Here is an 18106-nt window from a genome sequence, read left to right as displayed (position 1 = left end):
GGTCAGTACTCCAGGTCAAACACACCCTGAACCAGCTCGCCGCCAGCGTGAGCGGTCAACGGCAGATTGGCAATGGCGCAAAGACCGGCCAGGTGGCGAGTGGCCCCGCAAAGGTCGACGTACGCATCGCATCGAATGGCGAAATGCTCCGCCTTCCTCCCCTCCGCCATGTATCGCTCGGTCGCGAAATGGACGTGGCTCAGGAAGTCAAGGCGCTCCCCCTCCAGGGGATTGCCATGCGAGTGATAGGGGCCGTTGCAACGAACCAGTGTCACCTCCTCGCCGTCCAGGTCAAGGAGACTCAATCCGCAAGAGAAGGCATCAGGGTCCTCCAGGTTCTGCCGTTGATACACACGGAACTTGAACCGGCCGTCGACACTCTCCGCATCGAATGTCCTGCGCATCGACCTCTTCTGCTCAATCCATCGGGTCCGAGGGTTCCGAACCGTCTTGGGCATCTCGATCAAGGCCTTGATCGATTCGTCCGTCATCAACTTCGTCATGTGCGCCACCTTCAGCACTCTTGAGATTGATGACCAGTCTAGGCAGACTCGGAACAGGTCCATTTCAACGAGTCGGCAAGAACGCAACAGCGCGCGCCGTTGATCTGGCGGCAGCCGAAGTCGTGTTATCGCAGCTGCGTCAGAACCACCGCCAGCGTCCCCAGCGACAGCACCGTTGAAATCAGCGTGGTGGTCGACGACACCCCGACGTCCCGTCGATAGACAGCCGCCTCGCGCCGTAACCGACAGCGATCAGACCGAAGAGCGGGAGGAGGATCGGGAGCGTCGCGAGCATGGCCGGCGTTTCACGTCGCCGGCCGCCGGGTCTCGCCCCACTGAGGATTGATCAACGCGAAGGTCTCGTGGTCGCGCCATTCGCCGTCGATGAACAGGTAGCGCGGGCTGAGGCCTTCGCGCTGGAACCCGAGCCGCTCCAGCACGCGCCGGCTGCGCGCGTTCTCCGGACGGACCGACGCCTGCACGCGGTGCAGCGACACCGCCGGCGAGAAGGCCTCGTCGATCAGCTGCTTCAGCGCCTCCTGCATCAAACCGGCGCCGACGCAGTCCTCGTCCAGGCTGTAGCCCAGCATCGCGCTCTGGAACACGCCGCGCACCACATCCGACAGCGCGCAGACGCCGATCACGCGACCGGGCGCCTCCGCCAGCGACAGCCAGTAGCGCCAGATCGTGCCCGCATCGAAGGCGGCTTCCTCGCGGGCCAGTCGCGCTCGCGTGACCTCCAGTTCCCAATGATTGGCCGGACGCGTCGGATCCCAGCGGGCGAAGTGCGCGAGGTTGCGCGACTGGTAGTCGACCGCGGCCTCGGCCAGCGCGGGCACGGAGGCCCGCATCAGCAGGCGATCGGTCCGCAGCAGCTTGAGCGGTGATCCAGGACGGTAATCGGCCGGAGAGTCGTCAGGGGGAACAGGCATGGCGCAACTGTAGTCGCCCGATCCGGCCGCCTGGTGTGTCGACGTCAACGCGATCGCTCGACCGCCTGCTTCGCCGGGATCCACATCCCCAGCAAGGTCGCCGCCAGCATCGCCAGCCCGCCGGTGACCGCGATGCCGCCGGCCAGCGACGCCGTCGCCACCAGCGCCGACAGCAGCGCGGGCCCGCAGGAGCCGCCCACGTCGGACAGGAAGCGCCACACCGCGAGGAAGTAGGCGCGGCCATGGCGCGGCGCGTGGTCGGCGCCCAGCGTCATGATCAGCCCCGAACCGATGCCGTTGCCGAAACCGATCGCCGTCGCGGCGATCAGCAGCGTGGTGAAGCCGGCGGTGAGCGGCATCAGCAGCAGCGCGATGCCGATGATCGCCATCGACGGCACCGCCACCCAGCGCCGGCCCTTCAGGTCCATCACGCGGCCGGCGGGGTAGAACAGCAGCATCTCGATGCCGCCGGAGATCCCGTAGATCAGCGAGGTCACCGCCGGCGCCAGCAGCAGGTGGTCCGCCCACAGCGGGATCACCGCCTGGCGCGATGCCCGCACCGCGCTGACCAGCATCACGCCCAGGCCCAGGGTCAGGAACACCCGGCGGTGATCGGCCACGATGGACTTCAGCGACACCGGCGCCGGCGCCGCGCCCGCGGGATGCGGCGGCGCTTCCAGGTCCGGCAGCCGCGCGCCGATCGCCGCCGCGGCCAGCACGCCCGCGATGCCGACGCCGAACGCCGCCTCCAGCCCGAACGCATGCACCGCCGCCGCCGACAGGAACGGCCCGATGAACATGCCGATCCGCATCACGCCGCCCAGCGTGGACAGCGCCCGCGCCCGGTAGGCGGCGGGCACCGCCTCGGTCAGATAGCTCTGGCGCGCCAGGTTGTAGACGGCCTGCGACATGCCCACCATGAAGCAGCCGATGCCCAGCGCCAGCACGCCCGGCAGCAGCACGCACAGCGCCATGCCCAACGCGCTCCAGACGCCGGCCGCGACGATGGCCCAGCGTTCGCCCCACCGCATCGTGATCACCGACGCCGGGATGTTGTTCAGCAGCGAGCCCAGCCCGATCAGCGTCACCACGAAGGCCGCCATCGACACCGACGCCCCCAGGTCCCGCGCCATCAGCGGCACGATCGGCAGGATCGCGCCCTCGCCCAGGCCGAACAGCATCGACGGCCCGAACGCGGGAACCGCGATCCGGCGGAACGAGAACTCGGCATCAGACGTTGCGGAAGGTGTCGACATCGGCGGTCAGGCGTGGAGCAAAGGCTGGCAGGACGATAAGCGAGGTCCGTGCCAGGCGTCGACGCTCTTCGCCCGCAAGACCGTGCCCCGCGCATTCCTCGCCCGTCGCTCCCCGCCCATCGCCCGGACATCGCACCGCCCCTCACGCCCCGATGGCGCGAGACGCGTTGCCACCGTCGCTTTCATGCCGTTGCAATCGAATACCTCCAAATTGTGAAAGCGCTTTCAGAATGCGCGGCTTTTGCCTAGGATGGTGGGCGCAGGAGAGAAGTCGCAGTCCCGGACAGGCGTCGAAGAGCGCTGGCCGGACCGCGTCGATCGGTGCCTCCAGCACACCATCGAAACCTCTTGGAGACTTCATGAATCGCCTCCTCTGCTGGCTGGGCGCATGCCTGGCCTTCCTCGTGCTGAGCTTCAGCGCGCCCACCACGCAGGCGCAGTCCAATGCGAGCTTCTCGCACGGCGTCGCGTTCAACGGCAGCCAGGCCACGCTCTGGTTCAAGTCCAACGTCGCGACGACCTGGGTCGACGCGCACTACCAGTTGAACGGCGGCGCGCAGCAGAACCTGCGCATGCCCTTCAACGGCGGCGCGGCCCGCTACGAGCTGGCGCTGCCCGGCGCGGTCGCCGGCACGCGCGTGGACTACTGGTTCACGTACAACAACGGCAACCCGGCCTACGACAGCGCGCGCTTCACCGCGACCGTCACGACCGGCGGCGGCACGACCGATCCGGGCACGCCGCAGAACCCGGGCAACCCCGGCAATCCGGCCGACTGGAACGCCCGCACGACCTTCAAGATCGAGAACGCGACCAACGGCCGCTGGAGCGACGCGCAGGTCTACTGGGCCATCATCGGCAAGAGCTGGCAGACGGGCGAGTTCGTGCACGTCGACGCCGGCGGCAACCTCGTCCCGATGCGCCTGTCCGACAACACCGTGACGAAGAACGGCCGCAAGTACGCCAACTACTTCTTCCCGCTGTCGCAGACCAAGCAGATCACGATCCCGCCGGTGAACTCGGCGCGCGTGCTGATGTCGGTGGGCAGCCCGATGTTCATCGAGGTGAACACCGATGGCGCGGGCAACATCGCCTACGCCGGCGCCAACATCGAGAACTCGAGCGATCCCAACCTGGACGTGGTCTTCGACTTCGGCGAGTTCGCGCTGATCCCCAAGGGCCAGCCGGACCAGGGCATCTTCATCAACACCACGCGCGTGGACCACTTCGGCTTCCCGCTGAAGCTACGCCTTCAGGGCCTGGGCGGCTACGACAAGACGGTCGGCGAGCCGCTGACAGAATCGCGCGACACGCTGTTCACCAAGTTCCAGCAGGAAGTGCCGGTCGAATTCCGCAGCTTGGCGGAGCCCAACTTCCCGAACGTGCCCTACCGCACCCGCATCCTCGCGCCGGCGCACTTCACCTTCCGCCCGGGCGACGTGAACGGCGCCTACCTGGATGGCTACATCGGCGAGATGTGGAACCGCTTCAAGACGCAGGACCTGGTCTTCACGCTGGACAACCTGGGCACCTTCCGCGGCCGCGTCGACAGCAGCACCAACCGATTCGTGTTCACCGGCGGGCGCTCGAACGGCACGTACTACATCAACGGCCAGCCCAACACGGCCGAGGTCTTCTTGGGCGCGGGCAAGCTGGACGATCCGCGCAAGCCGGACGGCAGCTTCCAGGTCGACACGCCGGCCGATGCGGCCAAGTCGATCCAGTTGCAGATCCAGGCGCAGGTGTGCGCGGCGCTGAACCGCCACGTGCTGGCGACGCCGGCCGACTGGTACCGTCCGGCGGCCTTCTACCCGGCCGGCACACGCGGCAACTGGTTCGCCAAGTTCTGGCATGACCATTCGATCAAGGGCACGGAAGGCAACGCCACCGGCTACGGTCTGGCCTACGGCTTCGCGTACGACGACGTCGGCGGCTTCAGCCCGTCGCTGCACACGAATGCGCCGACGACGGTGACATACACGATCGGCTGGTAAGCCGATCCCCAAGCGCAAGACCTGTCCCCCAATCGCATTCCCAAGGCCCGCAAACAGCGGGCGCTGGTGGGGCCGGAATGGTGCTGGGGGTTCCCGGAGGGACGCCCCCTGCGCCGTGGAGTGCCCGCGCCTGGCCTCCCGAAGTGGAAGATCACTGAGCGCCAGTCGTCCCCACCGCGAGGTGCTTCGCCAGGAACCTCTCCATCCGCCCGTAGAAGTCGACGTCGGTGGACAGCTTGCGCCACCCGTGGCCTTCGCCGTCGTAGGTGACGTATTCGATCTCCTTGTGCCCGGCCTTCTCGAGCGCACGGCGGAAGTCCGTCGCGTGATCGATCGGCACGCGCCGATCGTCGATGCCATGCGCGATCAGCACCGGCGCCTTGATGTCGACCGCGCGGCGCAGCGGCGAGGTGCGGCGCAGACGCTCGGCGTCCTTCACGCGGTCGCCGATCATGGCCGTCATGCCGAAGCGTCGCGACGCGTCGCTGGCGTCGCTCCAATCCAGGCTGAACAGGTAGTCGAGGTCGGTGACCCCGGCCCAGCTCACGCCGCAGCGGTACTGCCCGGGATCCTTGATCAGGCCCATCATCGACGCGTACCCGCCGTAGCTCGCCCCCGCGATGCAGACCCGGCGCGCATCCACCCCGCCCTGCTTGACCGCCCACGCGAGCGCATCGCTGACGTCGTCGATCATCCCCTCGCCCCATTGCTTCCAACCGGCCTTGAACAGCTGCTCGCCGTAGCCCTCGCTGCCGCGGAACTCCGGCTCGATCACGACGTAGCCGCGCGAGGCGAGGAACTGCGGCAGCGCGTTCCAGCCCCACGACGTGCCGCGCACGAAAGGCCCGCCATGCACGAGCACCACGGCCGGCCTCGGGCCGTCGGCCTTGCCGCGCGGCGTCGTGACCGTCACCGGGAACTCGAGTCCGTCGCGCGCGCGGATGCGGGTCTGCTCCACCTGCGCCATGTCGGCGGCGCGGATCCACGGCCGCGAGGAGCCGAACTCCCGCAGCTTCTTCGCGCGGTGGTCGTAGAGGAAGTACTCCGCCGGCTGCGTGTCCGACATCGAGGTCACCATCACGCGGCCGGTCTTGAGGCAGCGGCGGCATTCCAACGTGTTGGCGCGGCCGGGCAGCGCCTGGTCGACCGTCGTCTGCATCTCCTTGAGCGTGGCGTCGAACCAGTGCGTGGACGGCGCGTCGCTCTCGAAGTGCAGGCCGAGCAGACGCCGGCTGTCGGCGTCGAAGATCGCGGCGCCGTCGAAGTCGAACCCCTGCAGCGAGACCAGCGGCTCGGCCTCCTTCTTGAGCGTCTTGGGGTCGATGCGGTACAGCGCCTGCGTGCCCGCGGGCGACCTGGCGAGGACCAGCCGCAGATCACGGCCGTCGGACGCGAACGGCCGCACGGTCGGCGAAGCCACCCAGTCGCCTTCCTGCGCCAGCGTCCAGGCGCCGTCCGCCGTCTTGAAGTACAGCGCCTGGCGGTTCTCGTTGAGCGTCTGCAGCGCCCAGGTCTCGCCGGCGGGGTCCAGTTCCCAGTTGACGGCGAAGTCCGGCGATTTGGCCTCCAGCGTGCGGCGCTGTTGCGTCTGCACGTTCAGGCGGGCCAACTGGACCGACTTCAGGTCCCAGCGAGCGTCGTAACGACCATAGCCGACGACCACCTCGCCGCTGTCGTCGTCAGGCACGTCGTAGAGGAACCATTCGAACGGCAGCGCCCGCGTGATGATGCGCGAATCGATGCGGCTCTCCTGCGCGTAGCGCGTCAGGATCAGCTGCCGGCCCTCGGAGCCGTCGCGCTTCACGGTCCACAGGCCGGCGGTGTTGTAGTCGCGGCGCTTGCCGGCCTCGTCCTTGCCGGAGGTGTAGACCAGGCGATCGCTCCCGACCCAGTCGAAGTGGGCGATGTCGGAATCGGTGAAGCTCGCGACCTGCGTGATGCGGTTGCCCTGGTCCAGCTCGATCACCGCGAGCGCGCTGCGCTCGTGCTGCGCGCTGCTCACGACCAGCGCGATGGCGCGGCCGTCCGGCGAGATCTTCGGGCGCCGCATCATCGGGTCGCGGAAGAAGTCGGCGACCGAAGGCGGTTTGCCTGTCGACGTCGCCGCGGCCGCGGGCGCCGACACACTCTGCGCGCGCAGACCGGTGTGCATCACACCCAGCGCGCCGAGCACGCACAGGCTCGCCCAAGTGGCACGGGGCCACCCACGAGATTGATTCATCCCTCTCTCCCTGAAATAAAGATGCGCTTTTTGAGTGGGCGCATTTTTCTCTGAGTGCCCCCGTGCGGATACCGGGTCGATCCATGAGAAAAGGGGCTCACGGACGTGATAGCCCGTGAGCCCCTCGAAGACCGCGCGAGCGGTCTGACTCAACGTGCCGAGACGGCGAACTGGTCGCGATGCTCGCCCGTGTAGACGGGCAACGACGCGTTCATGGCCATGCCCGACGAGCCCGAGAACGCCGCCATCGCCTCGATCAACGCATCGGCCTGACGCGTCACCGTCTGGTCGAATCCGGCGTCATCCGCGCCGCTGGCGATGAGGCGTTCCTGATAGGTGTCGACCAGCTCGCGATCGGCGCTGGTCTTCACCATCGCTGTCTTCGCGCTGGCCGCCTGCCCTGCCGCCGTGTTGACCTGCGCGTTGGTCATCACCGTGCCGTCCGCGTAGACGACCCGCTCGACCTGGTTGGCCGCGCCCAGGTACCAGTCCTTGACCACCACCTTGTCCGTCGTGGTGCCCGAGAAGGTGATCTCCAGGTTGTTGTTCACCTTCTTGAAGGTCGATCCCGTGCGGGTAATGGTGGCGCCGAAGGTCAGTTGGTCCAGCACGCCCGACGTCGAGTCGTTGTCCTGGATCGTGTCGGTGCCGTCTCCCTTGTCGAACAGGTACAGGTCGGCACCGGCGCCGCCGTTGAGCGTGTCGTTGCCGAGACCGCCGCGCAACGTGTCGTTGCCGGCCGCGCCCGTCAGCGTGTTGGCGCCGGCGTTGCCGATCATCACGTTGTTGGCGGCGTTGCCGGTGGCGCTCAGGGCCGACGTGCCCGTCGCCAGGGTCACGTTCTCGACGTTCGTGACCAGCGTCAGCGTGACCGAGGTCAGCACGGTGTCGGTGCCCTCGGAAGCGTTCTCGGTGATCACGTCGGTCGTGGCGTCGACGACATAGCTGTCGTCGCCGGCGCCGCCCAGCATCGTGTCGTTGCCGGCACCGCCGTCGAGCGTGTCGTTGCCCGTTCCGCCGGTCAGCGAATCGGCACCCGCGGCTCCGACCAGCGAGTCGTTGCCCGCGCCGCCGTCCAGCTTGTTGGCGCTGCCGTTGCCGGTCAGCACGTTGTCGAGCCCGTTGCCGGTCCCGTTGGTCGCGCCGGAACCTGTGAGCGTCAGGCTCTCGACGTTCGCTCCGAGCGTCCAGTTCACGGCGCTCTGGACCAGGTCGATGCCCTCGTTGGCGTTCTCGTTCACGACATCGCCAGTCACGTCGACGACGTAGGTGTCGTTGCCGAGCCCACCGCTCATCGTGTCGTTGCCGGTGCCGCCTGTCAGGACGTTGGCGCCGGCGTTGCCGGTGAGGACGTTGGCCAGGGTGTTGCCCGTGCCGTTGATGTCCGAGGTGCCTGTCAGCGTCAGCTGTTCCACGTTGCTGCCCAAGGTGTAGGTCACGCCCGCCAGGACCTTGTCAGTTCCCTGGTTGGAGGACTCAGTGACCACGTCGCCGGTGTTGTCCACGACATAGAGGTCGTCGCCGACGCCGCCCTTCATCGTGTCGACGCCCTGACCGCCGTCGAGCGTGTCATTGCCTTCGTAACCGAGCAGCGAATCGTTGCCGGCCAGACCGTTCATCCGGTTGTCGTAGCCGTCCCCTTCCAGCGTGTCGTTTCCGGCGGTGCCATAACGTTCGGAAGCCTTCGCGAGAAGTTCGGCCTCGCCCCAGACGACACCGTTCCCGAACTGCACGGAGACGCCGCCGATCATCGTCAACCGGGCGCCGGACACCCTCGACTGCAGCAGGTAGCCATAGTTCGACTGGTTATAGCCTGCGTAGTAGCCGGCCTCGACGATCAGGTCGTCCGGATTGACGTTGGCACCGACGATCAGGGTGTTCACGCCGTAGCGGTCATCGATGATCACGTCGGAGTCCGATGGCAGGTCCGCGAGCGACGGATGCCGATTGAAGTCGAAGCGATACGTATCGTCGCCTTCCGCCCCCAGCAAAAGGCCGGGTCCGCTCAAGGTGTCGTTGCCCAACCCGCCCAGGAGCCGGTCCAACGGCTTGTCGCCGAACAGCGCATCGTCCCCGTCCGTCCCCAGGAACGCATCTGCTTCCGGAGTGTGGACCGGGACCAGGCGGCCGGCGACCTCGCTGGCAAGCACCGTGCTGCCGTTGGCGAATTCGAAGCGCGTCGTCGCGTAGCCCCCCGACGGGGTGTCTCCGACATCTTCGTATTCGAAGAAGTCCGCGATCCTGATCACGTCGCTGCTGTTCCTGATCGAGATGACCAAGCCACGCTGAATGCCGCGCGAGAACTGCACGTCGGCCGGGTCGATGCTGCTGTCGAACCGGAGGGTGCTGGTGAAGCCACGGGATTGGCTCGCCGAGACGAAGTCGTGACCGAAGCCCTTTCCGAACTGGAACACCACGTCACGATCTCCGGCCATGAGCATATCGTTGCCGGCTCCACCGATCAGCGTGTCGCGATCCGTCGCGTGCTGCGAGTCGGGAAGGCGCGAGTTCCACGGCAGACCAGCGCCGAACCGGTTCGTGCCTGCGGAAAGGAAATCGTCCCCGTCGCCCCCGTTCAGCAGGTCGGAACCCAGGCCGCCCACGATCGTGTCGTTGCCGATCCCGCCCGCAAGCAGCGCGTCGTCGTCGTCACCGCCCAGGATCAGGTCGTCGCCTTCTCCGCCTTGCAGTTGGTTGGCTCCGCCGAATCCGTAGAGGGTGTCGTTTCCGGCGCCTGCGGACAGTGTGTTGGTCTCCAGCGCGTCCAGCAGCAGATCATCCCCTGGGGTCACGGTGTTGGCTTCCGCGACGAGGCTGTCGAGCGAGCGGGAGCTGCCATTCGCGAACTGCACGCCGTCGATACCGAAGCGCCCCTGCGAGAAGACGGCCTCCTGGGGCGTCCACAAATGGTTCGCGGCGTCGATGGTCAACGAACTTCCGCTCGTGCCATACGCGAGGTTCAGCGCGGTGGCCCACCGCAGCGCGGACACCTGGCCGCCCTGCGACTCGTAGGCGTTCAGGTAGATCGGCATCCCGGCGCTCCACCGTGCGTGCACCGAGGCAGGATCGACGTCGGCCGTGAACTTCAGCATGTTGGCCGCGTCGCTCTCGACCCGGACGCTGTCCTGACCGGAGTCGTTGGACAGCTCGATGATGTTGCGACCGGCGCCACCGTTGAACACGTCGTTGCCGATACCTCCAATGAGAAGGTCATCGCCGTTTCCGCCGACGAGGAGGTCGTCGCCGCCGCCGCCATCCAGCGTGTCCGGCCCGCCCCGTCCGTACAGGGTGTCGTTGCCGTCCAGGCCTCGCAGCAGTTCGCCGGCGCCCGTGCCGCGGAGCAGATCCTCCGCCGCGGTCGGTGAGGTCAACTGCGCGGCAGTCAGCGCGGCGAAGTCGAGCTCGCTGCCGTCGCCGAAGCGCACGCGTTCGATCACGGTGGACAGCGAGGTCGCAGTCGCATCCAGGTTGAATCGTACGGACGCCGACCCGTCGCGCCAGCGGATGACGATGACGTCTTCGTCGGATCCTTGCGAGACGGGCTCGAGCGACACCGTCAACGCGGCCGGTCCGGCATCGATGAGCAGCGTATCGAAGCCGCTGTCGTTCGCGTCGTTGGAGATGTCGACCGCGCCGTCGCCGCCGCGGACGATGAAGGTGTCGTTGCCGGCCCCTCCGTTCAGGCTGCCTCCGCCGACGCCGGATTCCAGCGTGTCGTCGCCGATGCCGCCCCGCAGCAGGTCGAAGTCGGCGCCGCCGCGCAGCACGTCGTTCCCCGCCGCGCCGTCCAGTGTGTCCCGGCCCGCGCCGCCATCCAGCACGTCGTTGCCGGCGAAGCCCATGATCGAGTCGTTGCCGCCGGTGGACGTCAGCGCAGCGGCCACCATCTGGTTGAAGGTGTAGACGGTGCCGTCGCCCAGCGTGAGCTTCTCGATCGCACCCTCGGCCTTGTTGCCGAAGGCGTCGAAGGCGTCGAAGGCATTGTTGATGACGATCTTCAGGTTCATCCCGGTGAGCGTCAGGCTGGTCCCGGCCACGCGGATCGCCGTCGATGCGGCGTTGATGAAGTAGCCGCCGAAGTCCAGTTGGTCGTTCGAACCGCCGGCGTCGTTGATGGTCCAGGTCTGGTTGACGAAGCTGCTCACCGGCCCGGCCATCGAGGCCACGTAGCGATCGTTGGAGGTGGTCGACTCGTCGATCGACACCACCTCGCTGGCGGCGCTGTAGCTGTACGACACCGTGTAGTTGTCTTCGCCCTGCCCCCCGTACATCGTGTCCCTGGCGAACGGCACGGTGGACGACAGGAAGTCGTTGCCATCGCCGCCGTGGAGCACGTTGCTGCCGCCGCCGCCGTCGAGTCGGTCGCTGCCGCCGTCGCCATGTAGGGTGTCGTTGCCGTCGCCCCCGTCCAGGTAGTCGTCACCGTCGCCGCCCAGGAGCAGATCCTGGCCCGTCCCACCGGCCAGATCGTCGAAGCCCGCTCCGCCCTTGAGCGTGTCGTTGCCGCTCTCACCCTTGAGGACGTCGTTGCCGTCGAGACCGTCGACGATGTCGTCGCCGGCGCCAGCGGAGAAGGTGTTGCCGAAGGGGCCGAGCACGACGTTGTCATTGCCCGCGGTGCCCTGCATCGGAACGTTCATGTATCCCCAGAGCATGCCGCCGTCCAGGATCGTGCCGTCCTCGAAGACGAAGCGCTCCACGCCGGCGTTGCCCCAGGCGAACTGGCCCGCGACGGTAAGACCGCCCTCTGTGCCCTTTACCCAGATCTGAAGATCGTTGCCCGACATGCTCAGCACGACATCGCTGGGCAGGATGCCGCCCGAGAACTTCAGCGTGTCGATGTCGTCGCCGTTGTCGGCGACGTCCCGGATCACGGACAGGGTGGACACGGAGCCCCAGATGTACGTGTCGGAACCGGTCCCGCCGCTCATGGTTTCGCCGTCGGCCAGCAGGTCGTCGCCTGCGCCGCCCTCCAGCACATCCACGCCGCCGTCGCCGTACAGCGAATCGTTGCCGTCGCCGCCGCGCAGCGTGTCGTTGCCCGCGCCGCCGCGGAGGGTGTCCGCGCCGCCGAGTCCCATCAGCACGTCGTCGCCGCCGAAGCCGTCGATCAGGTCGTCGCCATCGGTGCCGGGATAGAAGTCGCTACCCTCACCGGTACCGGTCGCGACATGCGAGAGGATGGCAGCGGCGTCCCAGGTGGTGCCGTCATCGAAGACGACGCGCTCGATCGCGTTGCCCGTAAAGTGGTTGGTGATAAGGACAAGGTCTTCCCTGCCGCGGACCAGGACGGCCAGATCATCGCCGATGCGCGCGAGCGCGATATCGGCGGCGCCGAGGCCGGCCGCCACGCGCAGTGTGTCGAGATCCGACGACGATGTGCCGCCGTCCGCGATCACGTCGGTGTCGCTGCCGACGCCCCAGACATAAGCATCGGCGCCCTCGCCGCCCACGAGCGTGTCAGTGCCGGCGCCGCCGCGCAGCACGTCGTTGCCGGTGCCGCCTTGCAGCAGGTTGGCTCCGTCGCTGCCGGTCAAGGTGTCGTCGCCGGAGCCGCCGATCGCGTCCTCGATGACGGTGTTGAAGCCGATGAACGCCTGGTTGTCGGCCAGGATGCTGGCGGCTTTCGAGCCCTTGAAGATCCAGGATCCCGGGGTCAGGTCGACGGACACGCCTTGCGTTTCGGCGCTGGCGTCGAACACATCGTGGCCGCCGCTGTCCTGCACCCAGCGTGTGCCGAAACCGTGGACATCGTTTCCGCCATGCAGGCTGGTGGTCACGCCGAACAGCAGCTGCAACGCCGCGACGTCGAACGCCGCCAGCTGCGTCGCCGGACCGTCAGGACGCGTATATGACATGACGGTGTTGACGTTCGTGTTCTCGGCGTTGGGCAGCACAGGCGCCTCGAACGGATGCTTCAGGCCGAGCGCATGGCCGATCTCGTGCAGCAGTGTCTCGAAGCCGTCCGTGCCGACATCCAGCGTGCGTTGCGGCTTGGCGTTGCCGAATTCGTCCTGGACGTACTTCGCGTAGAAGGTGCTGTTCAGATGGATCTCGCCCGTCGAGGGTGCCGCGTAGCCGGCGAACGCACCGAGCCCGTTGTTCGTGAGGTCGTCGAAGTGGAAACTGAGGTCGGCAGCCGCGTCGTCTCCGAGTTCGACGAAGCTCAGGTCCAGCACGTCGCTGAAGCGCGCCAGTGCATCCCGCACCGCCTGCTTCTGTTCGGCGGTGAACGCGTAGGCGCCCGTGAATTCCGCTGGCGCCATGCTCGCGAACGAGAAGCTCAGGACATGTTTGCCGGCGGCCTTGATCTCTTCTCGCGAGACCAGCGCGTTGACGAAATAGACGGAAGACAGCGCAGCGAACGGATCCAGGGGCACTTCGCCCACGGGGGGCGGTGGCGCCATGGCGAAGATGTCGTCGCGGTCCCAGACCGTCCCATCCTCGAAGGCGATCTCGGCGATCGATCCCGGCACGCCGGAGTCCGACACGCCCACGCTCGCCGAGGAGTCGCCCAATCCGAAGGCCTTGTCGTTGTAGAAGCCGGTCACACGTACCTGGTCATTCACGCCGTACCGGATGAGCAGGTCCGCGCCCTCGCGCTTCAGCGAGTGGATCTCCTTGCTGTCGAACTTGAACACCAGGAGGTTGCGCGTGCCGTTCGAGGCGTCGTCGCGGACGATGTCCTGACCATCACCCTTGGAGAAGACGTAGATGTCGTTGCCGCCACCGCCGTCCAGCACATCGTTGCCTGCGCCGCCCTCGATGATGTCGTCGCCGTCGGCCGACTCGCCGCCGTCGCCGTAAAGAACGTCCTTCCCCTCGCCGCCGCGCAGGATGTCGTTTCCACCGCCGCCAAAGGCGACGTCGTCGCCGATGCCTGCATCGAGGATGTCGTCATCGTCCTCGCCTTCCAGATCGTCATCGCCCGAGCCGCCGACCAGCAGGTCGTTGCCTTCGCCGCCGTACAGCGCGTCCTTCTCCGTGCCGCCGTCCAGGTAGTCGTCGCCCTTGCCGCCCCACAGGGCGTCGGCATCCGCCTCGCCGAAGACGTGGTCGTTGTCTTCGCCGCCGGACAACGAGTCGTCGCCGACACCGCCGAACAGGTAGTCGTCGCCGTAGTTGCCAAAGACGATGTCATTGCCCTTGCCGCCGTCGAGGTAGTCACCGCCCATCTGCGCCGGATCCATGCCGGGCGGAAGCGCGTTCGACGGGTAGAGATTCATGGCATCGCCAAACAACTTGTCGTTGTCGTCGCCGCCATTGATCACGTCGGCGCCATAGCCACCGACGAGGGTGTCCTTGCCCTCTCCGCCCTTCAGGTAGTCGCGGCCCGCGCCGCCGGACAGTTCGTCTTCTCCCTTGCCGCCGTCGAGTTCATCGTCGCCGTCATAGCCGACGAGCACGTCGTTGTTGTCGTCTCCGAACAGCCTGTCGTTGTTGTTTCCGCCGTAGACGAGGTCGTCGCCGTCGCCGCCATGAAGCTCGGCCCCTTGCATGTTCGAGCCGGGCGTCAGGAGACGGCCACCTTGGGCGTAGGGGAGCTCCAGGGTGATCGGCTTGCCGAAGTTGGGACCGATGGTCCCGTCGTTGTACAGCCCGTACTGGGCGTGCTTGTCGCCGCCCAGGGAGATGTCGCCGACCGTCAAGGTGACCTTCAGCGACGGCTCCAGACTGGCGTCGTAGGAGTCCGCGTTAAACCACCACAGCAGCCCGTCGTAGGTCGGGTTGGCGTTGCGCTCGCGCTCGAAGTGGACGTCGAAGATCGACACCTCCGGCTGGGCGCCTTCATAGATCTGCCCCGTTTCGTCGATGAAGTGGTACGGCGCCGAGGTGACGAGGCTGTCCGAGTAGGAGTAGAGCCAGAAAGAGTGCTCCGCGTCGTCGGTCCAGTACAGCTCGTCGTCGTTGCGAATCACCAGCAAGTCCATGCCGGCACGGATCACGTCGTCGCCCTTGCCGCCGTAGGCGACATCCCGTCCGTCGCCGGTGAAGATGAGGTCGTTGCCTTCGCCGCCTTCCAGCCAGTCGTCACCGCCCCAGCCGTCGATCAGGTCGTTGCCGTTGCCGCCGACGATCACGCTCTCTTCGTCTGTGCCGTACAGGATGTCATTGCCTTCGCCACCATCGAATGCGTCCATCCAGACTGGCTCGTCCGATATGTCGACGAAGTTGTTGATAGCGAGCGCGTCGAAGGTCTTGAGAGGGACGTCGGGGCGTTCGCGCTCAGCGGCTTCGCCGGTCAAGGTGATGCCATATCGACCGGGGCTCCAGTCGCGCAGGTAGATCGTATTGAGCTTGTCGCCGGGGTAGCTCAGCGCGAGGGTGGTCGATCCGCCGACGTCGTACTTGCGGATCTCCATGCCGTTGGCACCGATCCAGGCGAGTTTGTCAGCGTCGTAACTTGCGGCCCCTTGGCTGGCGCCGTCGGCGAGGATCTTGTCGTTGCCCGATGCGTCCTCGATCAGGTCGACCCCGAAATCGCGCCCGGCGACGTTGTAGGTGTCGTTGCCGGCGCCGCCCTTCAGGTAGTCGGCGCCCTTTCCGCCGGTGATCTTGTCGTCGCCGCCGCCGGCGTCGATGACGTCTGCACCGTCGCCGCCATCGATGGTGTCGACCTCGCCACCGCCTCGGATGCTGTCGTTGCCGGTGCCGCCATTGAGCGTGTTCTTGCCTTCGGCGCCGATCAGGATGTCATTGCCGTCGCCGCCTTCGAGCGTGGCCTCGCCCTGCCCGGCTTTGATCTCGAGGAAGTCATTGCCCTCGTCGCCCCACATCTTGGTGGTGTCGCTGCCGCCTTGGTCGTAGAGGTAGTCGACGCCCTTACCGCCCCGCAGTTCGTCCTTGCCAGCGCCGCCGTTCAGGAAGTCACCGTTGTCTCCGCCGTCCAGACTGTCGTTGCCCGCGCCGCCGAAGAGCGCGTCGCTTCCGCTGCCAGCCAAAAGTTCGTCGTTCCCCTCGCCACCGATGAGGACGTCGCTGTCATCTCCACCGTCCAGCTTGTCGTCGCCATCGCCGCCGTCCAACCGGTCTCGCGCAGCGCCGCCCAACAACTCGTCCTTACCTTCCCCGCCGAAGTAGAAGTCGCTGCCCTCCGTGGCGGCGATCACCTCGCTCGTGGTCCGGTTCTTGTCAGAGCCAAACACGATGTGGCGAGTCCGTGCAGTGATTTTCCTGTCGCCCTTCTCATCCTTCAGGCGCCAGATCTTGATCTCACGATCCTTGTCTTCCCAGATCACGTCCTCGGAGTCGTAGAGCCCGACGACGGTCTCCTTCTCCTGCTTTCCGTTCCCGTCGGCCTCGCCCTTCACGTAGTCGAGGTTCTTGCCGTTCAGGTCGTTCAATGTTCGCAGGTACTCGGCGCGATCCTTCAACCACTTGTCGGTCACATGCAACGGGGCCAATTCACCCTCTGCGCCTTCGCCCTTGACGCGCTTGCGGTCCTCGTTCCAGTCCTCATAGACATTGCCCCAGGCGGCGATCATGGCGGCGTCCTTGAGCTCACCCTCTCCGAGCTGGATTGCAAACGGACTGCCCGAATACAGCGCCGCGTAGACACCGAAGTCGTTGCGGGCCAGTTCATTCAAGTTGGACGCGTCAGCGGGGATCAGCTTGGCAATTGCTTTCCCCGCGACGATGTCCTCGTAGATCGTCGAGTCCTGGATCTGTTTGAGCAGGTTGTGTAGGGCGATACGGCCGGTGGTTTCATCACCCATCAGCGCCCAGGTATTGCCGGCGTTCGAGGCTTTGATTCGACCCTTGCCATCTGCAGAGCCGCCGAGGAAGAGATCGGCAAGCGCATTGACTACGCTCTCCAGAACGTCGCCTTCCGACTTTCCCTGTTCGCCCCTGATGGTTTCCTTGCGGCGATTCGAGGCGTCGAGAAGCGCTTGGCTGATCAACTTGGCAGCTCCATCCCGCTGATTCTCAGGCACCAAGTTGAGCAGGGTGTTTTGAACACTCAGCGAATCGACCAAAAGCACTAGGCTGTGTGTATCGCCAAAGTCGTTGAGGTCGTAACCGTTCACCAGAAGCTTGATGGCGTTCCATTTCCAGGATTGACTCAAGACCTCACCGATGACTGTTCCGCGTAATAGCGGTTGGTCCTCGATGAATACCCGGACTTCAGCACCAACGTGAAGCTGGGAATTCGCAACCGCCGAAGGAGAGGTGTCGCCTTGGACATCGAATTGATTGCCAAGCGATTGATGAACAACGCGACCGCGGAATGTCTGAATCAGGTTCTCCAACAGCCCTGTCGGATCCGAGCTCTTAGCGGCCTCAATTACCGCCAGCTGATAATCCAAGTCGTATTGCGCGATGGATGCAAGCTTTATGTCTGCCGGCGTCGTCGGACTGTGGATGTCCTTCTGAAGCCGATCGACCTCCTTGAAGATCTCGTAGGCCTGCTTGAGGGCCTGTTCAAGGCGCCTGCCGTCAAGCACCGCCTGTGACTCGCCCATCTGATTGTTTTGGCCGTTCTGGATGATGAACTCCAGTTCTTGCCAATCCGCATCAGAAATCTTGCCGCCGGCCTTCATGGCCGCGCTTGCGCGCTGATAGATACCGTTCAGCGTCGGGTCATCGAAATGGAAGCCGTTCTTTCGGTTATCCGCGAAGCTCTTCACCAATGAGAGCAGTGTCTTGTCAGGGTCATAACCGCCAATGCCCGCGCCGTTGAACGTCACGACCTGCTTCACCTCGGCGTTGTGCATGACGTTGAACGCAGTGGCGAGGTGTCCGCCAAGGCTGTAGCCAGTGACGGAAAAATTTCCGGGGCTCAAGACATTCGACGAGCGGAGTTCCTGATACCACGCCTCCATATCCTGCAGCTGCCCCCAAGCGAATCCAGTACCCTTGATCTCCAGCGTATTGGTAGCGACGTTGTCTCGAGCAGCATCATCGATAAATTCGGTGCTGCGGAAGCACATGACGACTTCACCGCCCTTCACTCCCGTGAGTGGATTGTCGCGCCTTGCACGGAAGACTGTGCCACTGAAGCCCGTCCCGAAACTCGATTTCTGGGCCACGACCTCCCAATCCTTAATAAATTCAGTTGCCTGAATATCTGTGAATTTGCTGGAGTGCCCATTTCCTTCCGTCAGCGCCAAATGGATATTGGAACGAAGAACATCATCCGGTGGATCAACCAAAAACGCCTCTGCTGCCATTTGCAAGTCAGCATACTTCTTAAGCTCAG

General features: G+C 65.7%; 6 protein-coding genes. 1 reads left to right on the top strand and 5 read right to left on the bottom strand.

Annotated elements, in window-relative coordinates; all coding sequences use genetic code 11:
- Positions 1-2: 2 nt before the first annotated feature.
- The 3 genes from AC07PR_RS00560 to AC07PR_RS00550 form a co-directional block, all read right to left on the bottom strand.
- Positions 3-503, bottom strand: a complete 501-nt coding sequence (locus AC07PR_RS00560) for a hypothetical protein (protein ID WP_377154749.1) — start codon at positions 501-503, stop codon at positions 3-5.
- Between the two features lie 305 nt (positions 504-808).
- Positions 809-1435, bottom strand: coding sequence for a GNAT family N-acetyltransferase (locus tag AC07PR_RS00555; RefSeq protein WP_495134016.1), 627 nt, complete (start codon positions 1433-1435; stop codon positions 809-811).
- 44 nt (positions 1436-1479) lie between these two features.
- On the bottom strand, positions 1480-2691 hold the full coding sequence (locus AC07PR_RS00550) for an MFS transporter (protein WP_377154743.1): 1212 nt from the start codon (positions 2689-2691) through the stop codon (positions 1480-1482).
- Between the two features lie 359 nt (positions 2692-3050).
- Here AC07PR_RS00550 and AC07PR_RS00545 point away from each other — a divergent pair, with 359 nt between their 5' ends.
- Positions 3051-4685 carry a glycoside hydrolase family 64 protein gene (locus AC07PR_RS00545; RefSeq protein ID WP_495134015.1) on the top strand — a complete coding sequence of 545 codons (1635 nt, stop codon included), beginning with the start codon at positions 3051-3053 and terminating at the stop codon, positions 4683-4685.
- 151 nt (positions 4686-4836) lie between these two features.
- On the opposite strand, the gene AC07PR_RS00540 is transcribed toward AC07PR_RS00545, so the two are convergent.
- Together AC07PR_RS00540 and AC07PR_RS00535 are read right to left on the bottom strand one after the other, a co-directional pair.
- A complete protein-coding gene (locus AC07PR_RS00540; protein ID WP_495134014.1) occupies positions 4837-6906 on the bottom strand; it encodes a S9 family peptidase in 2070 nt (689 codons plus the stop codon).
- Positions 6907-7055: 149 nt separating this feature from the next.
- The gene (locus AC07PR_RS00535) at positions 7056-17936 is read right to left on the bottom strand and encodes a calcium-binding protein (RefSeq protein ID WP_495134013.1); all 10881 of its coding nucleotides are present in this window, start codon (positions 17934-17936) and stop codon (positions 7056-7058) included.
- Between the last annotated feature and the right edge of the window lie 170 nt (positions 17937-18106).

Source organism: Roseateles sp. GW821-FHT09H11 (genome assembly GCF_059415845.1).
This window is presented reverse-complemented; position numbering and strand designations above follow the sequence as displayed.

What these genes read in the sequence shown, in the direction of transcription:
- AC07PR_RS00560 (WP_377154749.1), bottom strand. Translation starts at nt 503, where the DNA reads ATGACGAAGTTGATGACGGACGAATCGATCAAGGCCTTGATCGAGATG.
- AC07PR_RS00550 (WP_377154743.1), bottom strand. Translation starts at nt 2,691, where the DNA reads ATGTCGACACCTTCCGCAACGTCTGATGCCGAGTTCTCGTTCCGCCGG.
- AC07PR_RS00540 (WP_495134014.1), bottom strand. Translation starts at nt 6,906, where the DNA reads ATGAATCAATCTCGTGGGTGGCCCCGTGCCACTTGGGCGAGCCTGTGC.
- AC07PR_RS00555 (WP_495134016.1), bottom strand. Translation starts at nt 1,435, where the DNA reads ATGCCTGTTCCCCCTGACGACTCTCCGGCCGATTACCGTCCTGGATCA.
- AC07PR_RS00545 (WP_495134015.1), top strand. Translation starts at nt 3,051, where the DNA reads ATGAATCGCCTCCTCTGCTGGCTGGGCGCATGCCTGGCCTTCCTCGTG.